Below are 17,209 nucleotides of genomic sequence, written 5' to 3'. Positions count from 1 at the left end.
AGAACAAACACCGTGAGCGACGCGCGCGCGGCTGCCGGGCCGCGGACGGCAACGAAACCCGCACGACGCCGCGCGAGCGGAGAAGCGAACAGAACAAACACCGTGAGCGACGCGCGCGCGGCTGCCGGGCCGCGGACGGCAACGAAACCCGCACGACGCCGCGCGAGCGGAGAAGCGAACAGAACGACGATGCCCCCGAGGGCGGTACCCGATGAGTGAGCGTGCGGCCCCGTTCTACTGCCCCTACTGCGGGGACGAGGACCTGCGGCCCAACGAGCAGGGGCACGGCGCCTGGGAGTGCGCGGCGTGCAACCGGGGCTTCCAGCTGAAGTTCCTCGGGCTGCTCGCCCGGGGGCTGCGTGAGCGCGGCAGCGGTGACGGGGGAAAGGACGCGATATGACGGTCACGGAGACGGCCGGGCTACGGGCCCTCGCCGAGCGGGCCGGGCACGACCTGGAGGACGCTCCGGCGCTGGAGATCCTGACCTGGGCCGCCGAGACCTTCGGCGACCGGTTCTGTGTCACCTCCTCCATGGAGGACGCGGTCGTGGCCCATCTCGCCGCCCGGGCCAGACCGGGTGTGGACGTGGTCTTCCTCGACACCGGCTACCACTTCCCGGAGACCATCGGTACCCGGGACGCCGTCGAGGCCGTGATGGACGTACGGCTGATCACCCTCACGCCCCGGCAGACCGTCGCCGAGCAGGACGCGGAGTACGGGCCGCGGCTGCACGACCGCGACCCCGACCTCTGCTGCGCGCTGCGGAAGGTCAGGCCGCTGGAGGAGGGGCTGGCCGGCTACGACGCCTGGGCGACCGGGCTGCGCCGCGACGAGTCCCCGACCCGGGCGAACACCCCGGTGGTGGGCTGGGACGAGCGGCGGCGGAAGGTGAAGGTCTCGCCGATCGCCCGCTGGACCCAGGACGACGTGGACGCCTATGTGGCCGAGCACGGGGTACTGACCAATCCACTGCTGATGGACGGCTACGCCTCGGTGGGCTGCGCCCCCTGCACCCGCCGGGTGGCGGCGGGCGAGGACGCCCGCGCCGGGCGCTGGGCAGGACGCGGCAAGACGGAGTGCGGACTGCACGGCTGACCGCCGACCACAGGACGGACGACGACGGGCCGACCCGGGCCGCGCCGTTCCGCCACCGATGACGAAGCCGCTGATGACGAATCGGAGAATCACATGACCGGGGCCACGATCTGGCTCACCGGCCTGCCGAGCGCCGGAAAGACCACGATCGCGCACGAGGTCGCCGGCCGGCTGCGGGCCCGCGGGCGGCGTACCGAGGTACTCGACGGAGACGAGATCCGCGAGTTCCTCTCCGCCGGGCTGGGCTTCGACCGGGCCGACCGGGACACCAATGTGCGGCGGATCGGCTTCGTCGCCGAGTTGCTCGCCTCGCACGGGGTGATCGTCCTGGTACCGGTGATCGCGCCGTACGAGGAGAGCCGTGAGGCGGTCCGCAAGCGCCACCAGGCCGAGGGCACCGGCTATGCCGAGGTGCATGTGGCGACGCCGGTGGACGTCTGCTCCGAGCGGGATGTGAAGGGGCTCTACGCCAAGCAGGCGGCGGGTGAGCTGACCGGGCTGACCGGTGTGGACGATCCGTACGAGGTACCGGACTCCCCCGATCTGCGGATCGAGTCCCAGAACCAGACCGTGGCCCAGTCCGCGGACGCGGTGTGGGCGTTGCTGGCCGAGAGGGGCCTGGTGTGAGTGGCGTGGTGACGGGTGCGAGCCAGGACGTGGACGACAGTCCGTACGCGCTCTCGCACCTGGACTCCCTGGAGTCGGAGTCGGTGCATATCTTCCGCGAGGTGGCGGGCGAGTTCGAGCGGCCGGTGGTGTTGTTCTCCGGCGGCAAGGACTCCATCGTGATGCTGCATCTGGCGCTGAAGGCGTTCGCCCCGGCGAAGGTGCCGTTCGCCCTGCTGCACGTGGACACCGGGCACAACTTCCCCGAGGTGCTGGAGTACCGCGACCGGGCGGTGGCCCGGCACGGGCTGCGGCTGCATGTGGCGTCGGTCCAGGACTACATCGACCGGGGGGTGCTGCGGGAGCGCCCGGACAGGACCCGTAATCCGCTGCAGACCCTGCCGCTGACCGAGCGGATCGCGTCCGAGCGGTTCGACGCGGTCTTCGGCGGCGGGCGGCGCGACGAGGAGAAGGCGCGGGCCAAGGAGCGGGTGTTCTCGCTCCGGGACGAGTTCTCGCAGTGGGATCCGCGGCGGCAGCGGCCGGAGCTGTGGCAGCTCTACAACGGCCGGCACGCGCCGGGTGAGCACGTCCGGGTCTTCCCCCTCTCCAACTGGACCGAGCTGGACGTCTGGCAGTACATCGCCCGGGAGAAGATCGAGCTGCCGGAGATCTACTTCGCCCATGAGCGGGATGTCTTCGCCCGGAACGGGATGTGGCTGACCGGCGGGGACTGGGGCGGTCCGGCCGACGACGAGCCGGTGGAGCGGCGGCTGGTGCGCTACCGCACGGTCGGCGATATGTCGTGCACCGGTGCCGTGGATTCGGACGCCACCACCCTGGAAGCGGTGATCGCGGAGATCGCGGCGTCCCGGCTCACGGAACGGGGCGCGACCCGCGCGGACGACAAGTTGTCCGAGGCGGCGATGGAGGACCGCAAGCGGGAAGGCTATTTCTAGATCATGACATCCACCCCCACCACCGACGGCACGAGCGCGGCGGACCCGCTGCTGTCGGCGACGACGACGCTGCTGCGGTTCGCCACCGCCGGTTCGGTCGACGACGGTAAGTCGACCCTGGTCGGACGGCTGCTCCATGACTCCAAGTCGGTCCTGACCGACCAGTTGGAGGCGGTCGAGCACGCCTCGCGGAGCCGGGGCGCCGAGGGCCCCGATCTGGCGCTGCTCACCGACGGTCTGCGGGCCGAGCGGGAGCAGGGCATCACCATCGATGTCGCCTACCGCTACTTCGCCACGCCCCGGCGGCGGTTCATCCTCGCGGACACCCCCGGGCATGTGCAGTACACCCGGAACATGGTCACCGGGGCGTCCACCGCCGATCTCGCGGTGGTCCTGGTCGACGCCCGGAACGGGGTGGTCGAGCAGACTCGCCGGCATGCCGCCGTCGCCGCCCTGCTGCGGGTGCCGCATGTGGTGCTCGCGGTCAACAAGATGGACCTCGTGGAGTACGCGGAGGAGGTGTTCGCCTCGATCGCCGAGGAGTTCACCGCGTACGCCACGGCGCTCGGGGTCCCCGAGATCACCGCGATCCCGATCTCGGCCCTGGCCGGGGACAATGTGGTCGAGCCTTCGGCGACGATGGACTGGTACGGCGGCCCCACGGTGCTGGAGCATCTGGAGACGGTGCCGGTCAGTCATGATCTGGCGAGCTGCCACGCCCGGCTGCCGGTGCAGTACGTGATCCGGCCGCAGAGCGCCGAACACCCGGACTACCGGGGGTACGCGGGGCAGATCGCGGCGGGCACGTTCCGTACGGGTGAGTCCGTGACGGTGCTGCCGGGCGGCCGGACCTCCACGGTGAAGGCGATCGATCTGCTGGGCGAGCGGGTGGACGTCGCCTGGACCCCGCAGTCGGTGACCCTCCTGCTGGAGGACGACATCGACATCTCGCGCGGTGATCTGATCGTGCCGACCGCGGACGCGCCCGAGCCGGGCCGGGACCTGGAGGCGACGGTCTGCCATGTCGCCGACCAGCCGCTGACCGTGGGCCACCGGGTGCTGCTGAAGCACACCACCCGGACGGTGAAGGCGATCGTCAAGGAGATACCGGCCAGGGTCACCCTGGACGATCTCTCCCACCACCCGGAGCCCGGGAAGCTGGTCGCCAATGACATCGGTCTGGTGAAGGTGCGGACCGCCGAGCCGATCGCCCTGGACGCCTATGCGGAGTCCCGGCGTACCGGCTCATTCCTTCTGATCGACCCCGCCGACGGCACGACGCTGGCGGCGGGGATGGCGGGCGAGTCCTTCGCCACCGCCGACAGGGCCGCCCCGGCGGACCCGAACACCACGACCGGCCAGGACGCGGAGTGGGACTTCTGATGAGAAATGTATTCGCCACCTTCGCCGTCGAGGGTGGCCGGGTGGGCAGCGGCAGGCTCGGCTCCGGATCGGGAGGTGTCGCGCGATGTGCGGGATGACCCGTCGCCCGATCCGTCCGATCCGTCCGTTCCGGACGGCTGCATCCACCACCCATGTCCCGGTCGCCGCGCCCGCGCGGCGGGTGCCCCGGGGCTTACGAGAGGAAACCCTCGCGTGCCTGCCAAGTCCAGAACCCCGCTGCGCCGCTCGCTCGCCGCGGCCGCCGCACTGCCGCTGCTGATCGGGGCCCTCGCGTCCTGCGGCTACGGTTCCGAGAAGTCCGACAAGGACGACAAGGCCCCCGTGGCCAAGGGTGAGAAGCTCTCCGCGGACTCCGTCCGGGTGGGCTACTTCCCCAACCTGACCCATGCCACCGCGCTCGTCGGTGAGCAGGAGGGCATCCTCCAGAAGGAGCTGGGCGGCACCCAGATCAAGTCGACCACGTTCAACGCCGGTCCCTCCGAGATCGAGGCGCTGAACGCGGGCTCCATCGACATCGGCTTCATCGGCCCCTCCCCCGCGGTGAACGGGTTCACCAAGTCCAAGGGGAAGAATCTGCGGATCGTGGCGGGCTCGGCCTCCGGCGGCGTGAAGCTGGTGGTCAACCCCGACAAGATCAAGACCCTGGACGACCTCAAGGGCAAGAAGATCGCCACCCCGCAGCTCGGCAACACCCAGGACGTGGCCTTCCTCAACTGGATCTCCACCCGGGGCTGGAAGACCGACCCGCAGAGCGGCAAGGGCGACGTCTCCGTGGTCCGCACCGACAACAAGATCGCCCCGGACGCCTACAAGTCGGGCTCCATAGACGGCGCCTGGGCTCCCGAGCCGACCGCGTCCCGGCTGGTCGCCCAGGGCGCGAAGGTCCTGCTGGACGAGTCGACGCTCTGGCCGGACAAGAAGTTCGTGATCACCCATGTGATCGTCTCCCAGAAGTTCCTGAAGGACCACCCGGACGTGGTGGAGGCGTTCGTCCGCGGCACGGTGAAGACCAATGCCTGGATCAACGCCGACCCGAACCGGGCGAAGGCGTCCGCCAACGCCCGGCTGAAGGCCCTGACCGGCAAGGAGCTGCCGAAGGAGATCATCGACAGCGCCTGGCCGTCGATCACGTTCCTCGACGACCCGCTGGCCGCGACGCTGAAGACGCAGGCCGACTACGCGGTGGAGGCCGGGCTGCTGAAGAAGCCCGACCTGGCGGGGATCTACGACCTGACGAGTCTGAACAAGGTCCTGAAGACCGAGGGCAAGCCCGGGGCCTCGGATGCCGGGCTCGGCGTCAAGTAAGCCGTACGCGTTGAATCCCAGGAGGTGACGACCATGGCCAGCACCACACTGCCGAAGGGCCGGACGGATTCCGGTTCCGAGACCGCCCCGGCGGATCACGCGGCACGCATCGAACACGTGTCGAAGACCTTCGCCACGCCCGGGGGGCGGCAACTCGTCCTCGACGACATCAGCCTCGATGTCGCGCCGGGCGAGTTCGTCACCCTCCTGGGGGCGTCGGGCTGCGGCAAGTCCACCCTGCTCAATCTGGTGGCGGGGCTCGACGCGCCGACCGCGGGGTCGATCGAGACCCCCGGCGGGCGGCCTGCCCTGATGTTCCAGGAGCACGCCCTGTTCCCGTGGCTGACCGCGGGCAAGAACATCGAACTGGCGCTGCGGCTGCGCGGCGTCCCCAAGGCCGAGCGGCGTCCGGAGGCGGAGCGGCTGCTGGAGCTGGTCCGGCTGTCGGGCTCGTACGGCAAGCGGGTACACGAACTCTCCGGTGGTATGCGGCAGCGGGTGGCACTGGCCAGGGCGCTCGCCCAGGACAGTCAGCTGCTGCTGATGGACGAGCCGTTCGCGGCGCTGGACGCCATCACCCGGGACGTGCTCCACGACGAGCTGACCCGGATCTGGCGCGAGACCCGGCTCTCGGTGCTCTTCGTGACCCACAACGTCCGTGAGGCCGTGCGGCTGGCCGAGCGGGTAGTGCTGTTGTCGTCGCGACCGGGCCGGATCGCCCGGGAGTGGCGGGTCGGCATCGAACAGCCGCGCAGGATCGAGGACTCGGCCGTGGCCGAACTGTCCGTCGAGATCACCGAGGAACTGCGGGGGGAGATCCGCCGACATGGCCAGCACTGAGACACCGTCCCCGGCGAAGGGCCGGGCCGGGGACGACGGCGGGAACCACGATCTCGCCGGTCTGGAGGCCGGGCTCGACGCCCTGGACTCCGTCCAGACCCAGCGTGCGTCGTTCAAAGAGGTACTGCTGGAGAAGGTGGTGCCGCCGCTGACGGCGGTGGCACTGGTTCTGGTGATCTGGCAGACCCTGGTCTCGACCGAGGTCACCGAGGAGGGCAGCCTGCCCGCGCCGTCCGCGGTCTGGGACAGCGTGTCCGACCTGTGGATGCAGGGCACCCTGCTGGAGATCGTCTGGACGAGTGTCTCCCGCGGTCTGCTGGGCTTTCTGCTCGCCCTCGCGATCGGCACCCCGCTGGGGCTGCTGGTCGCCCGGGTGAAGTTCGTCCGGGCCGCGATCGGGCCGATCCTCTCCGGTCTCCAGTCGCTGCCTTCGGTGGCGTGGGTGCCCCCGGCGGTGATCTGGCTCGGGCTCAACAACCAGATGATGTACGCGGTCATCCTGCTGGGCGCCGTGCCGTCGATCGCCAACGGACTGGTCTCCGGGGTGAACCAGGTACCGCCGCTCTTCCTCCGGGCGGGCCGCACCATGGGCGCGACCGGGCTCAAGGGCACCTGGTTCATCGTGATGCCCGCCGCGCTGCCCGGCTACGTCGCCGGACTCAAGCAGGGCTGGGCGTTCTCCTGGCGGTCCCTGATGGCGGCCGAGATCATCGCCTCGTCGCCCGATCTGGGCCTCGGTCTCGGCCAGTTGCTGGAGAACGGCCGGAACAACTCGGACATGCCCGGGGTGTTCCTGGCGATCCTGCTGATCCTGGTGGTCGGCATCGCCATCGATCTGCTCATCTTCAGTCCACTGGAGCGCGCGATCCTTCGGGGCCGCGGTCTCCTCGTCAAGAGCTGAGCGCAGTCATGGACCGACCCCGTCTCCTCGTCGTCGCCCACGGCAGCCGTGATCCCCGGCACGCCGCGACCGTCCACGCCCTGGTGCGCCGGGTCCGGTCGCTGCGGCCGGGGCTGCGGGTGGAGACGGGGTTCCTCGACTTCGACGCGCCCACGGTGCCCCGGGTCCTCGAACGGCTCGCCGCCGAGGACCCGGGCGCCGAGGTCGTGGCGCTTCCCCTGCTGCTGACCAGGGCCTTCCACGCCAAGTCGGATATCCCGGCGGTACTGGCGGACGCGTCCGCCCGGCTGCCCGGACTACGGATCCGGCAGGCCGGGGTGCTGGGCCCGTCACCGCTGCTGACGGCGGCGGTACGGCGGCGGCTGTACGAGGCGGGGGCCGGACGCACCCCCGCCGAACGACGCTCGACGGGGCTGGTACTGGCCTCGGCGGGCTCCACGGACCCGGAGGCGATCGCAGTGATCGCAGACATGGCGCGGGAGCTGAGGCGCACCGGTTGGTGCTCCGTGCGGCCTGCGTTCGCCTCCGCATCCCTTCCGCGTACGGAGGACGCCGTACGCCTGCTCCGGGCCGACGGCTGCGCCCGGGTGGCCGTCGCCCCGTATGTGATCGCGCCGGGCCGGCTGCCGGACCGGATCGCCGAGGGCGCCCGGGACGCGGACGTCCTCGCGGACGTACTGGGCCCCTGCCCCGAACTGGCCCGGCTGGTCGTCCGGCGGTTCGACGAGGCCGTGGCGGCGGCGACCCCGGCGAAGACGGCCTCGGAACCGGTCCCCGGCGCGCTCGGCCGCCTCGGGGTCAGCGCCTGATCCACAGCTGCCCGACCCCGAGGACGTCTCGGGGTCGAAGCCGGGGATACGGGCCGGGCCACCGGTGACACGATCGTCGCGGGGCGGTGACGGGACCGGGCCGGTCACGGCGCATCATGGATACCGTGCCTTGAGAAGGTGCCTTGGGAAGGTACCCGAGGGGAAGGAGGCCCGGTATGCCGTTCCACTACCACAAGCGGATCACCGTGATCCCGAAGCTGCTCCATGTCACCATCAGCCGCCACGGCTGGTCCTGGTCGCTCGGCGGACGCCGGGCGCATATCACCGGAGACCGGCGCGGGGCGCGCGGCGGCGCCGTACGGCTGCCCGGTGGTTTCTCGCTCCGCCGGGACCGGCGGCACCGCCACTGAGCCGCCGCTCCGCTTCACGGCCCGGTGGCGGCACCCGGCCCGGCGCCGTCAGCCCGTCAGCTCGACGAGCTTTCTGACGGTGTTCCAGTTACGGGTGGTGGCTACCAGGCCCCTGGTGAGGGTGGGGCGGGCCAGGGCGTCGGCCAGCTTGGAGCGGCCGAGGCCGTCGGGGGCGTAGAGATAGAGCGCCCGGTCGCCCAGCCGGAAGTCCTCGGGCGAATGCGCCCGGCGGTCGACGGCGGCGAACCGTTCGGCGGTCACCTGCTGCGAGAAGAAGGTGACATGGAGCCGGCGGCCCTCCAGCTCGGCGGCCGGGAAGGGACAGCCGTCGGCGACGGCCCGAAGATAGGCCGCATCGCGGACCAGGGTGTCGACGGCGAACCCGAAACGCTCCTCGATGGCGCGTTCCAGCTCCCGGGCGAGGGCGTCCTCGTCCCCGCGGGGGCTGGTGAAGACCGCGTTGCCGCTCTGCAGATAGGTGGCGACGCCGCCGTGGCCCAGTCCTTCGAGGACTTCCCGCAGTTCGGCCATGGGCACTCTGCGGTGCCCTCCGACGTTGATCCCCCGTAGCAGTGCCGCGTATCCCGTGGTCATGGGCTCAGCCTAGGCCGTGCTCCCCGGGAGCCGCAGCCGTCCCGTCAGGGCGATAGGTGTAAGGGGTCGCGGTCTTCCGCGTCGGGGACGCGACCGGTACCGGCGGATGAGAGCGGCGGCTCCCGGCTCACCGGTGAGACGGATCCCCCGGCCGACGGCCGCCCCTAGCGTCGTTGTCCGTGACCTGAAGTCGCCGGTACGGAGCCGGCGCGGGGCCGGGAGGGGCGCGGACGCTCATGGCGCGGACAGTGGGGCAGACGGAGACGGCCGGAGGGCCGGGCGGCAGACCCGGGCGGCGAAACGGCGGGCGGGGCGCGGGGCCGCGTGGGTTCGCCGCGCGGGCCGGGGGGTGGAGCGCCCGGCACCGCTGGGCCGCGGTGGGGATCTGGGTGCTGTTCGTCCTGGTGACGATGGTCGCCGGCACGGCGGTCGGGCAGAAGGACCTCAAGGACAGCGACCAGCTGAAGGGCGAGACGTCCCAGGCGGCCCGGATCATCGAGGACGCGGGGATCGAGGACCCGGCGACCGAGCGGGTCCTGCTGACCGCGCGGGACGCGAAGGGGCCCGGGGCGAAGGACCCGGAGTTCCGGGCCGCCGTGGCCGCGGTGATCAAGGAGGTGAAGGCGACCGGTGAGGCCACCGAGCCGTCCTCCCCTTACGACACCGGGGCCATATCCGAGGACGGCCGCAGCGCCCTCGTCCAGTTCGACGTACGCGGCGATCCACAGACCGCGCCCGAACGGGTCGACCCGCTGCTGAAGGCGGTGGCGAAGGCCCAGGACCAGCACCCCGGGCTGCGGATCGAACAGATCGGCGGCGCCAGTATGGAGAAGGTCTTCGACAAGGCGTTCGGCGACGACTTCAAGCAGGCCGAGTACTCCGCCGTCCCCGTCGCCCTCGGCATTCTGCTGATCGCCTTCGGCGCGCTGGTGGCCGCGTTGGTCCCGGTGCTCCTGGCGATCACCGCCATCATGGCCACGATCGGGCTGATGGGCCTGGTCAGCCAGGTCATGCCGATGACGGATACCGCGAACTCGGTGATGCTGCTCGTCGGTCTCGCCGTCGGCGTCGACTACTGCCTCTTCTATCTGCGGCGCGAACGCGAGGAACGGGCGGCCGGACGGGACGCGGCGACGGCGATCCGGATCGCGGCGGCCACCAGCGGCCGGGCCGTGGTCGTCTCCGGTGTCACGGTCTGTGTCGCCATGGGCGGCATGCTCTTCACCGGCATCGGCGAGTTCGAGTCCATGGGCCTGGCATCGCTGATCGTGGTCGCCGTCGCGATGGTCGGCTCGGTGACCGTGCTCCCGGCGCTGCTGTCGCTGCTCGGCGAGCGGGTCGAGAAGGGCCGCGTACCGTTCCTGGCCCGGCTGAAGAAGGGCAACGGCGAGAGCCGGTTCTGGCGGGCGGTACTCGGCCGGGTCCTCAAGCGCCCCGTCGCGTCCCTGGTGATCGCCACCGGCGCGCTGGCCGCGATCGCGCTGCCCGCGATCGGGATGAAGACCCAGGAGCTGAAGCTGGACCAGGAGTTCGGCTCCTCCGTCCCGATCGTCGCGACGTACGAGCGGCTCAACGAGGCGTTCCCCGGCGGGGCCGAGCCCGCGACCGTGGTCGTCCGGGCCGATGACATCGACGCGGCGCCGGTGAAGCGGGCCATCGGGACCTTCACCGAGCGGGCGGTGTCGTCGGGCGCGTCCCAGGGCCCCGTGAAGGTCGAGAGCCACCCCGACCGGAATATCGCCTTCATCTCCGTACCGCTGGTCGGCGGCTCCGACCAGGAACGCGCCGAGAAGAGCCTCGGCCTGCTGCGGGACGAGGTCAGGCCCGAGGTCTTCGGCACCCTTTCCGGCGTCGAGGCACCGATCACCGGCCAGGTCGCCGGATCCAAGGACTTCAACGAACAGTTGTCGGGCGCGGTCGTACCGGTCTTCGCGTTCGTCGTCGTCTTCGCCTTCGTCCTGATGCTGCTGTCGTTCCGCTCGCTGACGATCGCGATCACCTCCATCGTCCTCAACCTGCTCTCGGTGGGCGCCGCGTACGGCATCCTCACCGCCGTCTTCCAGCACGGCTGGGGCGCGTCGCTCGTCGGCGCGGAGGGCGTCGGGGCGGTCGTGGCCTGGCTGCCGCTCTTCCTCTTCGTCATCCTGTTCGGGCTGTCGATGGACTACCACGTCTTCGTGGTCTCCCGGATCCGCGAGGCGAAGCTGCGGGGCATGGACACCCGGGACGCGATCTCCCACGGCGTGGTCACCACGGCGGGCGTCGTCACCAGCGCGGCCGTCATCATGGTCGCCGTCTTCGCCATCTTCGGCACGCTGTCGATGCAGTCGATGAAGCAGATGGGCGTCGGCCTCGCGGCGGCGGTCCTGATCGACGCGACGGTGATCCGGGGAGTGCTGCTGCCGTCGGTGATGGCGCTCCTGGGCGACGCGAACTGGTACTTCCCGAAGTGGCTCCACCGCCTGCCGGACCTGACCCACGACGAGCCCGTCTCCCCGGAGCCCGCCGCCCCCACCACGAACCCGGCCCCGGTCCCGGTCGGCTAGCGCCCGGCGGGCGACTGGTCGCGCGGTTCCGCCCCCAGCGCCTTGGCCCTCCGGGTGAGCTCCACAACCCGGGTCCCGTCCAGCGAGCTGATGTCGTCGGCGGTCTGCGGGCCGTCCTGGGCCGTTCGCGCAGTTCCCCGCGCCCCTAAATGCCCTCCCCAGCACCACCCCTGAAAGGGGGCCCGCCCCAGGTACGAGGTCCGGTCTCCTTCCAAGGGCGGCCAGGAGGGCAACCCAGGGGCGCGGGGAACTGCGCGACAAGCCCGGGACGGCCCGCGGGCCGCCGACAACGCACGGGCGCCGGGCGCGGCCCGGACAGGCGGCGAGCCGGAGGGCCAAGACGCGGCGTCAGTCGCGCTGGTAGCGCGCCAGGACCAAGTTGCCGTCGCGTTCCAGGCGGCGCTTCAGCTCGCGTTCCCCGATCGCCCCGTTGTAGTACTCCTGGTACGCCGGGGTCGCCACCTTGTCCTTCCATTCGGGGTAGCCCCGTACCGACTGCGCGGGCGCGGACCGCAGTCCCCGAGCGAGTGCCGTGCCGACGGACCAGCCGTCGTCGGGGACGGTGAGTGCCGGGTCCGCGAGGGCCGTCCGCCCGGTGGGCAGCATCCAGTCGCCCCGGGCGAGCCGGACCGTGTTCGCGGGTTTCAGCAGGAAGTCGACGAAGGCCGCCGCCGCCCGTTTGTGCCGGGTGTCCTGGGAGATGGAGAGGGTCTGCGGGCTGACGCCCTGGACCGGGCCTTCGGGTCCGACCGGCATCGGCAGGACCGTCCAGCGGAAGCCTTCGGGCGCCTGCTGCGCGATCTGCTGGCGGTAGGAGAACCCGAGCGGCACCATCGCGTACTTGCCGCCGAAGAAGCCGGGCAGCGCGTCGGAGCCACCGGAGCCCAGGATCGTCCTGGCGGCCGTGCCGTCCTCGTTGACCTGGTCGCGGATCACGCCGGGCACCAGCGCGTCGCCGGGGCCGAAGCGGATCCGGACCTTTCCGTCGGTGTCCCGGTGGAAGAGCCGGCCGCCCGCGGAGAGGCCGAGGTTGAGGGTGGTGGCGACGGGTTCCTTCAGCGGCCAGGCGACCGCGTGCCGCCCCTCCCCCATGGTCCGGGTGAGTTCCCGGGTGACCGCCCGGAACTCCTCCCAGCTCCAGGGCCGTTCCGGTGTCGGCAGCCGGATGCCCGACTTCTCGACGGCGTCCCGGTTGGCGATCAGTACCTTCGGTTCCTGGAGGAACGGCACCCCGTACACGCCGTCGCCGAAGGTGGTGGTCTGCCAGCTCGCCGCCGGGATGTCGGCGGTCAGCCGGTCCGGCAGCAGGGTGCGGAGGTCCGCGAGATAGCCGCCGTAGGCGAAGTCCGCGAGGTCGTCGGAGGCGTTGTGGATGATGTCGGGCGCCTCACCGCCTTCGAAGGAGGTGAGGAGCTGGTCGTGGACGCTGCTCCAGCTCCCCTGGACGTACTGGACGCGTACCCCGGGGTTGGCCGCGTTCCACTCCCGTACCAGCTCCTTGTTGGCGGCCACGGACTCCTGCTGCCAGGCCAGTGAGAGGAACCTGAGCCGGATCACCCCGTCCGCGCCGTCCGCGCCGCCGCCGGTGCAGGCGGCCGTGGTGAGGAGGAGGAGCAGGGCCGCCGCGGCGGCGAACGCGCGCCGCATCACTTCACCGCCCCCGCGAGGACGCCGCCGGTGATCCGCCGCTGGATCAGCGCGAAGATCACCAGCGACGGGAGGGTGGCCAGGAACGCCGCCGCCGCCAGCGGCCCGAGGTCGGCGACGCCTTCCGCGCCGAGGAAGTGGGTCAGCACCACCGGCAGGGTCTGTTTCTCCGGTGACTTCAACAGGACCAGGGCGAAGAAGAACTCGTTCCACGCGATGATGAAGGAGAAGAGCGCCGTGACGACGATCCCGGGCGCGAGCAGTGGTGCCGTCACGGAGACCAGGGTCCGCAGCCGTCCCGCGCCGTCGACGGCCGCGGCCTCCTCCAGCTCCCTGGGGACGGCGCGGACGTATCCCATCAGCATCCACAGGGCGAACGGCAGCGCCCAGACCACGTACACCAGGATCAGCCCCCACAGTGTGTTGATCATCCGGAGGTTCTTCAGGACCAGGAACAGCGGGATGATCACCAGGACGAAGGGGAACGCCTGGCTCACCACTACCCAGACCGTGGTGGCCGTGGAGAGCCTGCCCCTGATCCGGGCGACGGCGTACGCGGCGGGGGTCGCGATCAGTACCGCGATCACGGCGGCGGCGAGCGCGACCAGCAGACTGTTCCCGGCGGCCCGCAGCAGCGGATGCTCGTCGAACGCCTGCCGGAAGTTGCCGAGTGTCGGATCGTCGGGGATCCAGGCGGGGTGGAGCGACGCCAGTTCCCGGGCCGGTTTGAAGGCGGTGGAGACCAGCCAGAGGAACGGCAGGGCGAGAAAGAGCAGATAGCCGGTGAGGGCGGCGTACTGGGCGGCCCGGCCGGCGGCCCGGCGCGCATTCCGGGGCCGGGATCGGGGCCGGGTCCCGGCGGGGAGCGGGGTGCGGGGCCGTCGCGGCTCCGCCGTGGGTGTCCGGGTCACCGCTCGTCGCCTCCTCCGAGCCGTCCCACCAGATACACCGAGAGCAGTACGGAGATCACCGCGACCATCGCCAGACCCATCGCGGCGGCATAGCCGAACTGGCCGTACTTGAAAGCCTGTTCGTAGGCGAAGAGGGTGGGGAGCCGGGTCCGTCCGCCGGGTCCGCCGCTGGTGAGCACCCACACCAGGGCGAAGGCGTTGAAGTTCCAGATGAAGTTGAGTGCCGTGATCGCCAGGGCGACGGGCCGCAACGCGGGCCAGGTGACGGTACGGAACCGGCACCAGGCGCCCGCGCCGTCCAGGGCGGCGGCCTCGTGCAGTTCGCGCGGGGTGTTCTGGAGGCCCGCGAGCAGGGCGACCGTGGTCTGCGGCATCCCCGCCCAGACGGCGACCACGATCACCGCGGGCAGGGCCGTACCGAGACCGGTCAGCCAGTCCCGGCCGTCCCCGAGCCCGGTATCGCGCAGGGTCTCGTTGAGGACGCCCGCGTCGGGGTGGTAGACCAGCCGCCAGATGATGCCGACCACGACCTCCGGCATCGCCCAGGGGATGATCGCCAGCGACCGGGCGAGCCAGCGCAGCCGCAGCCGCTGGGTGAGCAGCAGGGCGAGACCGAGGGCGAGCAGGAACTGGGGGACGGTCACCCCGACGGCCCACACCAGCCCGATCCCGAAGGACTCCCAGAAGAGGGTGTCCTGCCGCAGATCGTGGAAGTTGAGCAGCCCGATCCACTGGGTCGACTCCGTCCGGCCCGACTGGGCGTCGGTGAAGGCGAGCGCCACACCGTACAGCAGGGGGCCGACGCTGAGGATCAGGATGGGGATCAGGGCGGGGAGTACGAGGAACCAGGCGCCGTGGTCGAGGGGTTTCGCGGGCCCCGTCCGCCCGGGCCCGGCTCTCCGGGTCTTCCGGGTCCGCCGAACCTTCCCGGCCCCGGTTCGGCCGGTCTCCGGTGCCGCCGTCACACCTGTCACCGATTCGGCTCCTTCACTTCGGACCGGGGCGGGCCCCGGCCGGTGTGACCCCCGTCACTGGCCCAGGTCATGGTCCTGAGCGGCCGGGGGCCCGTCAAGCACACCTGCCGCGGATGCGACACTTTGGCGTGTTCGTACGGGTGAGCGGGGCACGAGGCACCGGGCACGGCGTACGACACGGGACACGGAAGGACGGCGGTACGGCGGTGGACGCGACACGGGCACGCGAGGTGCTGGCGGCGGCCGGGCTGCCCGGGGGCGAACTGATCGCCCTCGGCGAGAACGCGGTCTTCACGGCGGGCGGCCTCGTCGTCAAGGTCGGCCGGACGGCCGAACTTCTGGCCCGGGCGGAACGGGAGGTCGCCGTCGGCGCGTGGCTCGCGGCCGAGGACGTGCCCGCGGTACGCCCGGCGGAGGACGCGGCCCGGCTCGTCGACGGTCACCCGGTGACGGTCTGGCACCGGCTGCCGGACCCGGTACGCCCCGCGGGCCCGGCGGATCTCGCGGCGCTGCTGCGGCGGGTCCACGCACTGCCGGAGCCGCCGCCCGGGCTCGTACTGCCGCCGCGTGAACTCCTCGGCGGGGTGGAACGGTGGCTCCGGCTGGCGGGCGACGCGATCGACCCGGCGGACGCGGCCTACCTCCGGGAGCGGCGGGACGGTTTCGCGGCGGCCGCCGCCGCGCTGACGCCCCGGCTGGCACCGGGGCCGATCCACGGGGACGCGCTGCCACGCAATGTCCATATCGGGCCGGAGGGTCCGGTCCTGGTCGACCTGGAGACCTTCTCGGCGGATCTGCGCGAGCACGATCTGGTCGTGATGGCCCTCTCGCACGACCGCTACGGGCTCCCGGCGGAGGCGTACGACGCGTTCGTCACGGCGTACGGCTGGGACGTCCGCGAGTGGGAGGGCTGCGAGGTGCTGCGGGGCGCGCGGGAGACGGCGAGCTGTGCGTGGGTGGCCCAGCACGCCCCGACGAACCCGAAGGCGCTGAAGGAGTTCACCCGCAGGGTCCACTCCCTCCGCGAGGGCGTCGCGACGAGGTGGTACCCCTTCTAACGCCGGGCGCCTCCCGCCGTGGGCAGCGCCGCGCCGTTTCAGGTTGACGCCGAGTGCCGTCTCCCTGGTCCGTGGACCCCAGCCCCTTGGCCTCCAGGTCGGGATTTGCGCCAAATGCCCTGCCGGGCGAGCGCCGTCGAGCGCCCGCGCGCCGTCCGTGGCTGGTCGCGCAGTTCCCCGCGCCCCTGGGTTGCCCTCCTGAACGCCCTTGGGAAGCGACCACCCCCGCTCACCCGGGGGCGGGGCCCTTTTCCAGGGGCGGTGCCGGGGAGAGCATTGAGGGGCTCGGGGAACTGCGAGACAAGCCAAAGGCGGGCCGCAGACCGCCGACAACACCAGGGCGCCGGGCGCGTCCCGGTCTTGGGGGCGAGGCCCGAGAGAGCCGAAGCACCCGGGCGACGGCCTGCGTCAGGTGAGCGCGTCCGCGGGCTCGTGGAAGGGCCAGGTCGCGTCGACCGAGGCGGACGCGTCGCCCTTGCGGCGGAGGAAGGACTCGAAGTCCTTGGCCCACGCCGCGTACCAGCGGATCTGGCGTTCGTGGAGTTCGGGCACGGTGAGCGCCGCCACCGTACGGTGACGGGCCGCCAGCGCGCGGGCGACCGCGACCGCCGCCTCCGCGTCGGCGGTGGCGTCGTGCGCGTCGGCGAGCGCGACGCCGTACTCCGCGGCGGCGGCCTCCAGGGTGCGCTTGCCTCTGCGGTAGCGGTCGACGGCCCGGTCGACGGTCAGGGGGTCGATCACCGGGCCGGGTGCCGCGCCGTCCAGCCGGTCGGCGAGGGACGGCAGCCCGTGGCGGTCGAGTTCGGCGCCGAGGAGCGTCAGGTCGAACGGGGCGTTGTACACCACGACGGGCACCCCCCGCGCCCAGTGTCCGCAGAGCGCCGCCGCGACCTCGTCGGCGACCTCGGGGGCCGGGCGGCCATCGGCGGTGGCGCGTTCGGTGGTGATGCCGTGGATCGCCGCGGCCTGTTCGGGGATGCGGATTCCGGGGTCGGCGAGCCAGACCCGGCGGTCGAGGACGCCGTCGGGGCCGGTCCTGACGACCGCCGCGGTGACGATCCGGGCCTCGCGGGGCTCCGTGCCCGTCGTCTCCAGGTCGAAGCCGACGAGTTCTTGCGTGTGCCAGGTCATGGTGGACCCCCTCCTCTGTGGTGCTGTTCCCCCTGATGTCCTCACCCTGTCACGTGCC

17 protein-coding genes and 1 pseudogene are annotated in these 17,209 nt (G+C 71.8%); 13 read left to right on the top strand and 5 right to left on the bottom strand.

Annotation, left to right across the window (positions count from 1 at the left end):
- The 11 genes and pseudogenes from ABZ714_RS16660 to ABZ714_RS16610 all read left to right on the top strand — a co-directional run.
- A partial coding sequence (locus tag ABZ714_RS16660) for a hypothetical protein (protein WP_358825944.1) occupies window positions 1-215 on the top strand: 215 nt, incomplete at its 5' end.
- Window positions 212-400 carry a hypothetical protein gene (locus ABZ714_RS16655; protein ID WP_358825943.1) on the top strand — a complete coding sequence of 63 codons (189 nt, stop codon included), beginning with the start codon at window positions 212-214 and terminating at the stop codon, window positions 398-400. The genes ABZ714_RS16660 and ABZ714_RS16655, both read left to right, overlap by 4 nt.
- A complete protein-coding gene (locus tag ABZ714_RS16650) occupies window positions 397-1,095 on the top strand; it encodes a phosphoadenylyl-sulfate reductase (RefSeq protein WP_358825942.1) in 699 nt (232 codons plus the stop codon). The genes ABZ714_RS16655 and ABZ714_RS16650 overlap by 4 nt, the downstream gene beginning before the upstream one ends.
- 84 nt (window positions 1,096-1,179) lie before the next feature.
- Window positions 1,180-1,722 (top strand): annotated as a pseudogene (cysC, locus tag ABZ714_RS16645) (adenylyl-sulfate kinase); the annotation flags it as partial.
- Between the two features lie 5 nt (window positions 1,723-1,727).
- Window positions 1,728-2,660, top strand: coding sequence for a sulfate adenylyltransferase subunit CysD (gene cysD, locus ABZ714_RS16640; protein ID WP_358826000.1), 933 nt, complete (start codon window positions 1,728-1,730; stop codon window positions 2,658-2,660).
- A 3-nt stretch (window positions 2,661-2,663) separates the two neighbouring features.
- Window positions 2,664-4,043 carry a GTP-binding protein gene (locus tag ABZ714_RS16635; protein WP_358825941.1) on the top strand — a complete coding sequence of 460 codons (1,380 nt, stop codon included), beginning with the start codon at window positions 2,664-2,666 and terminating at the stop codon, window positions 4,041-4,043.
- A 213-nt stretch (window positions 4,044-4,256) separates the two neighbouring features.
- On the top strand, window positions 4,257-5,369 hold the full coding sequence (locus ABZ714_RS16630) for an aliphatic sulfonate ABC transporter substrate-binding protein (protein WP_358825940.1): 1,113 nt from the start codon (window positions 4,257-4,259) through the stop codon (window positions 5,367-5,369).
- A 33-nt stretch (window positions 5,370-5,402) separates the two neighbouring features.
- Window positions 5,403-6,209: an ABC transporter ATP-binding protein gene (locus tag ABZ714_RS16625; RefSeq protein WP_358825939.1), complete on the top strand. Its 807-nt coding sequence runs from the start codon at window positions 5,403-5,405 to the stop codon at window positions 6,207-6,209.
- Entirely contained in the window at window positions 6,196-7,110 is a 915-nt protein-coding gene (locus tag ABZ714_RS16620; RefSeq protein ID WP_358825938.1) for an ABC transporter permease, read from the top strand. Before ABZ714_RS16625 ends, ABZ714_RS16620 begins: the two co-directional genes overlap by 14 nt.
- Window positions 7,111-7,118: 8 nt before the next feature.
- Window positions 7,119-7,919: a sirohydrochlorin chelatase gene (locus ABZ714_RS16615; protein ID WP_358825937.1), complete on the top strand. Its 801-nt coding sequence runs from the start codon at window positions 7,119-7,121 to the stop codon at window positions 7,917-7,919.
- A 176-nt stretch (window positions 7,920-8,095) separates the two neighbouring features.
- Window positions 8,096-8,290 (top strand): DUF4236 domain-containing protein, encoded by a 195-nt coding sequence (locus ABZ714_RS16610; protein ID WP_358825936.1) that lies wholly within the window; start codon window positions 8,096-8,098, stop codon window positions 8,288-8,290.
- A 48-nt stretch (window positions 8,291-8,338) separates the two neighbouring features.
- On the opposite strand, the gene ABZ714_RS16605 is transcribed toward ABZ714_RS16610, so the two are convergent.
- The gene (locus ABZ714_RS16605) at window positions 8,339-8,884 is read right to left on the bottom strand and encodes a DUF1697 domain-containing protein (RefSeq protein WP_358825935.1); all 546 of its coding nucleotides are present in this window, start codon (window positions 8,882-8,884) and stop codon (window positions 8,339-8,341) included.
- Between the two features lie 236 nt (window positions 8,885-9,120).
- Here ABZ714_RS16605 and ABZ714_RS16600 point away from each other — a divergent pair, with 236 nt between their 5' ends.
- On the top strand, window positions 9,121-11,430 hold the full coding sequence (locus ABZ714_RS16600) for an MMPL family transporter (protein WP_358825934.1): 2,310 nt from the start codon (window positions 9,121-9,123) through the stop codon (window positions 11,428-11,430).
- A gap of 348 nt (window positions 11,431-11,778) precedes the next feature.
- On the opposite strand, the gene ABZ714_RS16595 is transcribed toward ABZ714_RS16600, so the two are convergent.
- The 3 genes from ABZ714_RS16595 to ABZ714_RS16585 all read right to left on the bottom strand — a co-directional run bounded on the left by ABZ714_RS16595 (window position 11,779) and on the right by ABZ714_RS16585 (window position 14,953).
- On the bottom strand, window positions 11,779-13,077 hold the full coding sequence (locus ABZ714_RS16595; protein WP_358825933.1) for an extracellular solute-binding protein: 1,299 nt from the start codon (window positions 13,075-13,077) through the stop codon (window positions 11,779-11,781).
- Window positions 13,077-13,853: a carbohydrate ABC transporter permease gene (locus ABZ714_RS16590; protein WP_358825999.1), complete on the bottom strand. Its 777-nt coding sequence runs from the start codon at window positions 13,851-13,853 to the stop codon at window positions 13,077-13,079. Before ABZ714_RS16590 ends, ABZ714_RS16595 begins: the two co-directional genes overlap by 1 nt.
- Before the next feature lie 131 nt (window positions 13,854-13,984).
- On the bottom strand, window positions 13,985-14,953 hold the full coding sequence (locus ABZ714_RS16585; protein WP_358825998.1) for a sugar ABC transporter permease: 969 nt from the start codon (window positions 14,951-14,953) through the stop codon (window positions 13,985-13,987).
- A 215-nt stretch (window positions 14,954-15,168) separates the two neighbouring features.
- Here ABZ714_RS16585 and ABZ714_RS16580 point away from each other — a divergent pair, with 215 nt between their 5' ends.
- Window positions 15,169-16,020, top strand: a complete 852-nt coding sequence (locus ABZ714_RS16580; RefSeq protein ID WP_358825932.1) for an aminoglycoside phosphotransferase family protein — start codon at window positions 15,169-15,171, stop codon at window positions 16,018-16,020.
- A gap of 408 nt (window positions 16,021-16,428) precedes the next feature.
- Here the strand turns inward: ABZ714_RS16580 and ABZ714_RS16575 are convergent, their stop codons facing one another.
- Window positions 16,429-17,151: an exonuclease domain-containing protein gene (locus tag ABZ714_RS16575; protein WP_358825931.1), complete on the bottom strand. Its 723-nt coding sequence runs from the start codon at window positions 17,149-17,151 to the stop codon at window positions 16,429-16,431.
- Window positions 17,152-17,209: the final 58 nt, after the last annotated feature.

This window comes from Streptomyces sp. NPDC006798 (assembly GCF_040635975.1).
Lineage (GTDB): Bacteria > Actinomycetota > Actinomycetes > Streptomycetales > Streptomycetaceae > Streptomyces.
Note: the sequence above shows the minus strand (reverse complement) of the source record. Positions and strands in the feature narration are given on the sequence as shown.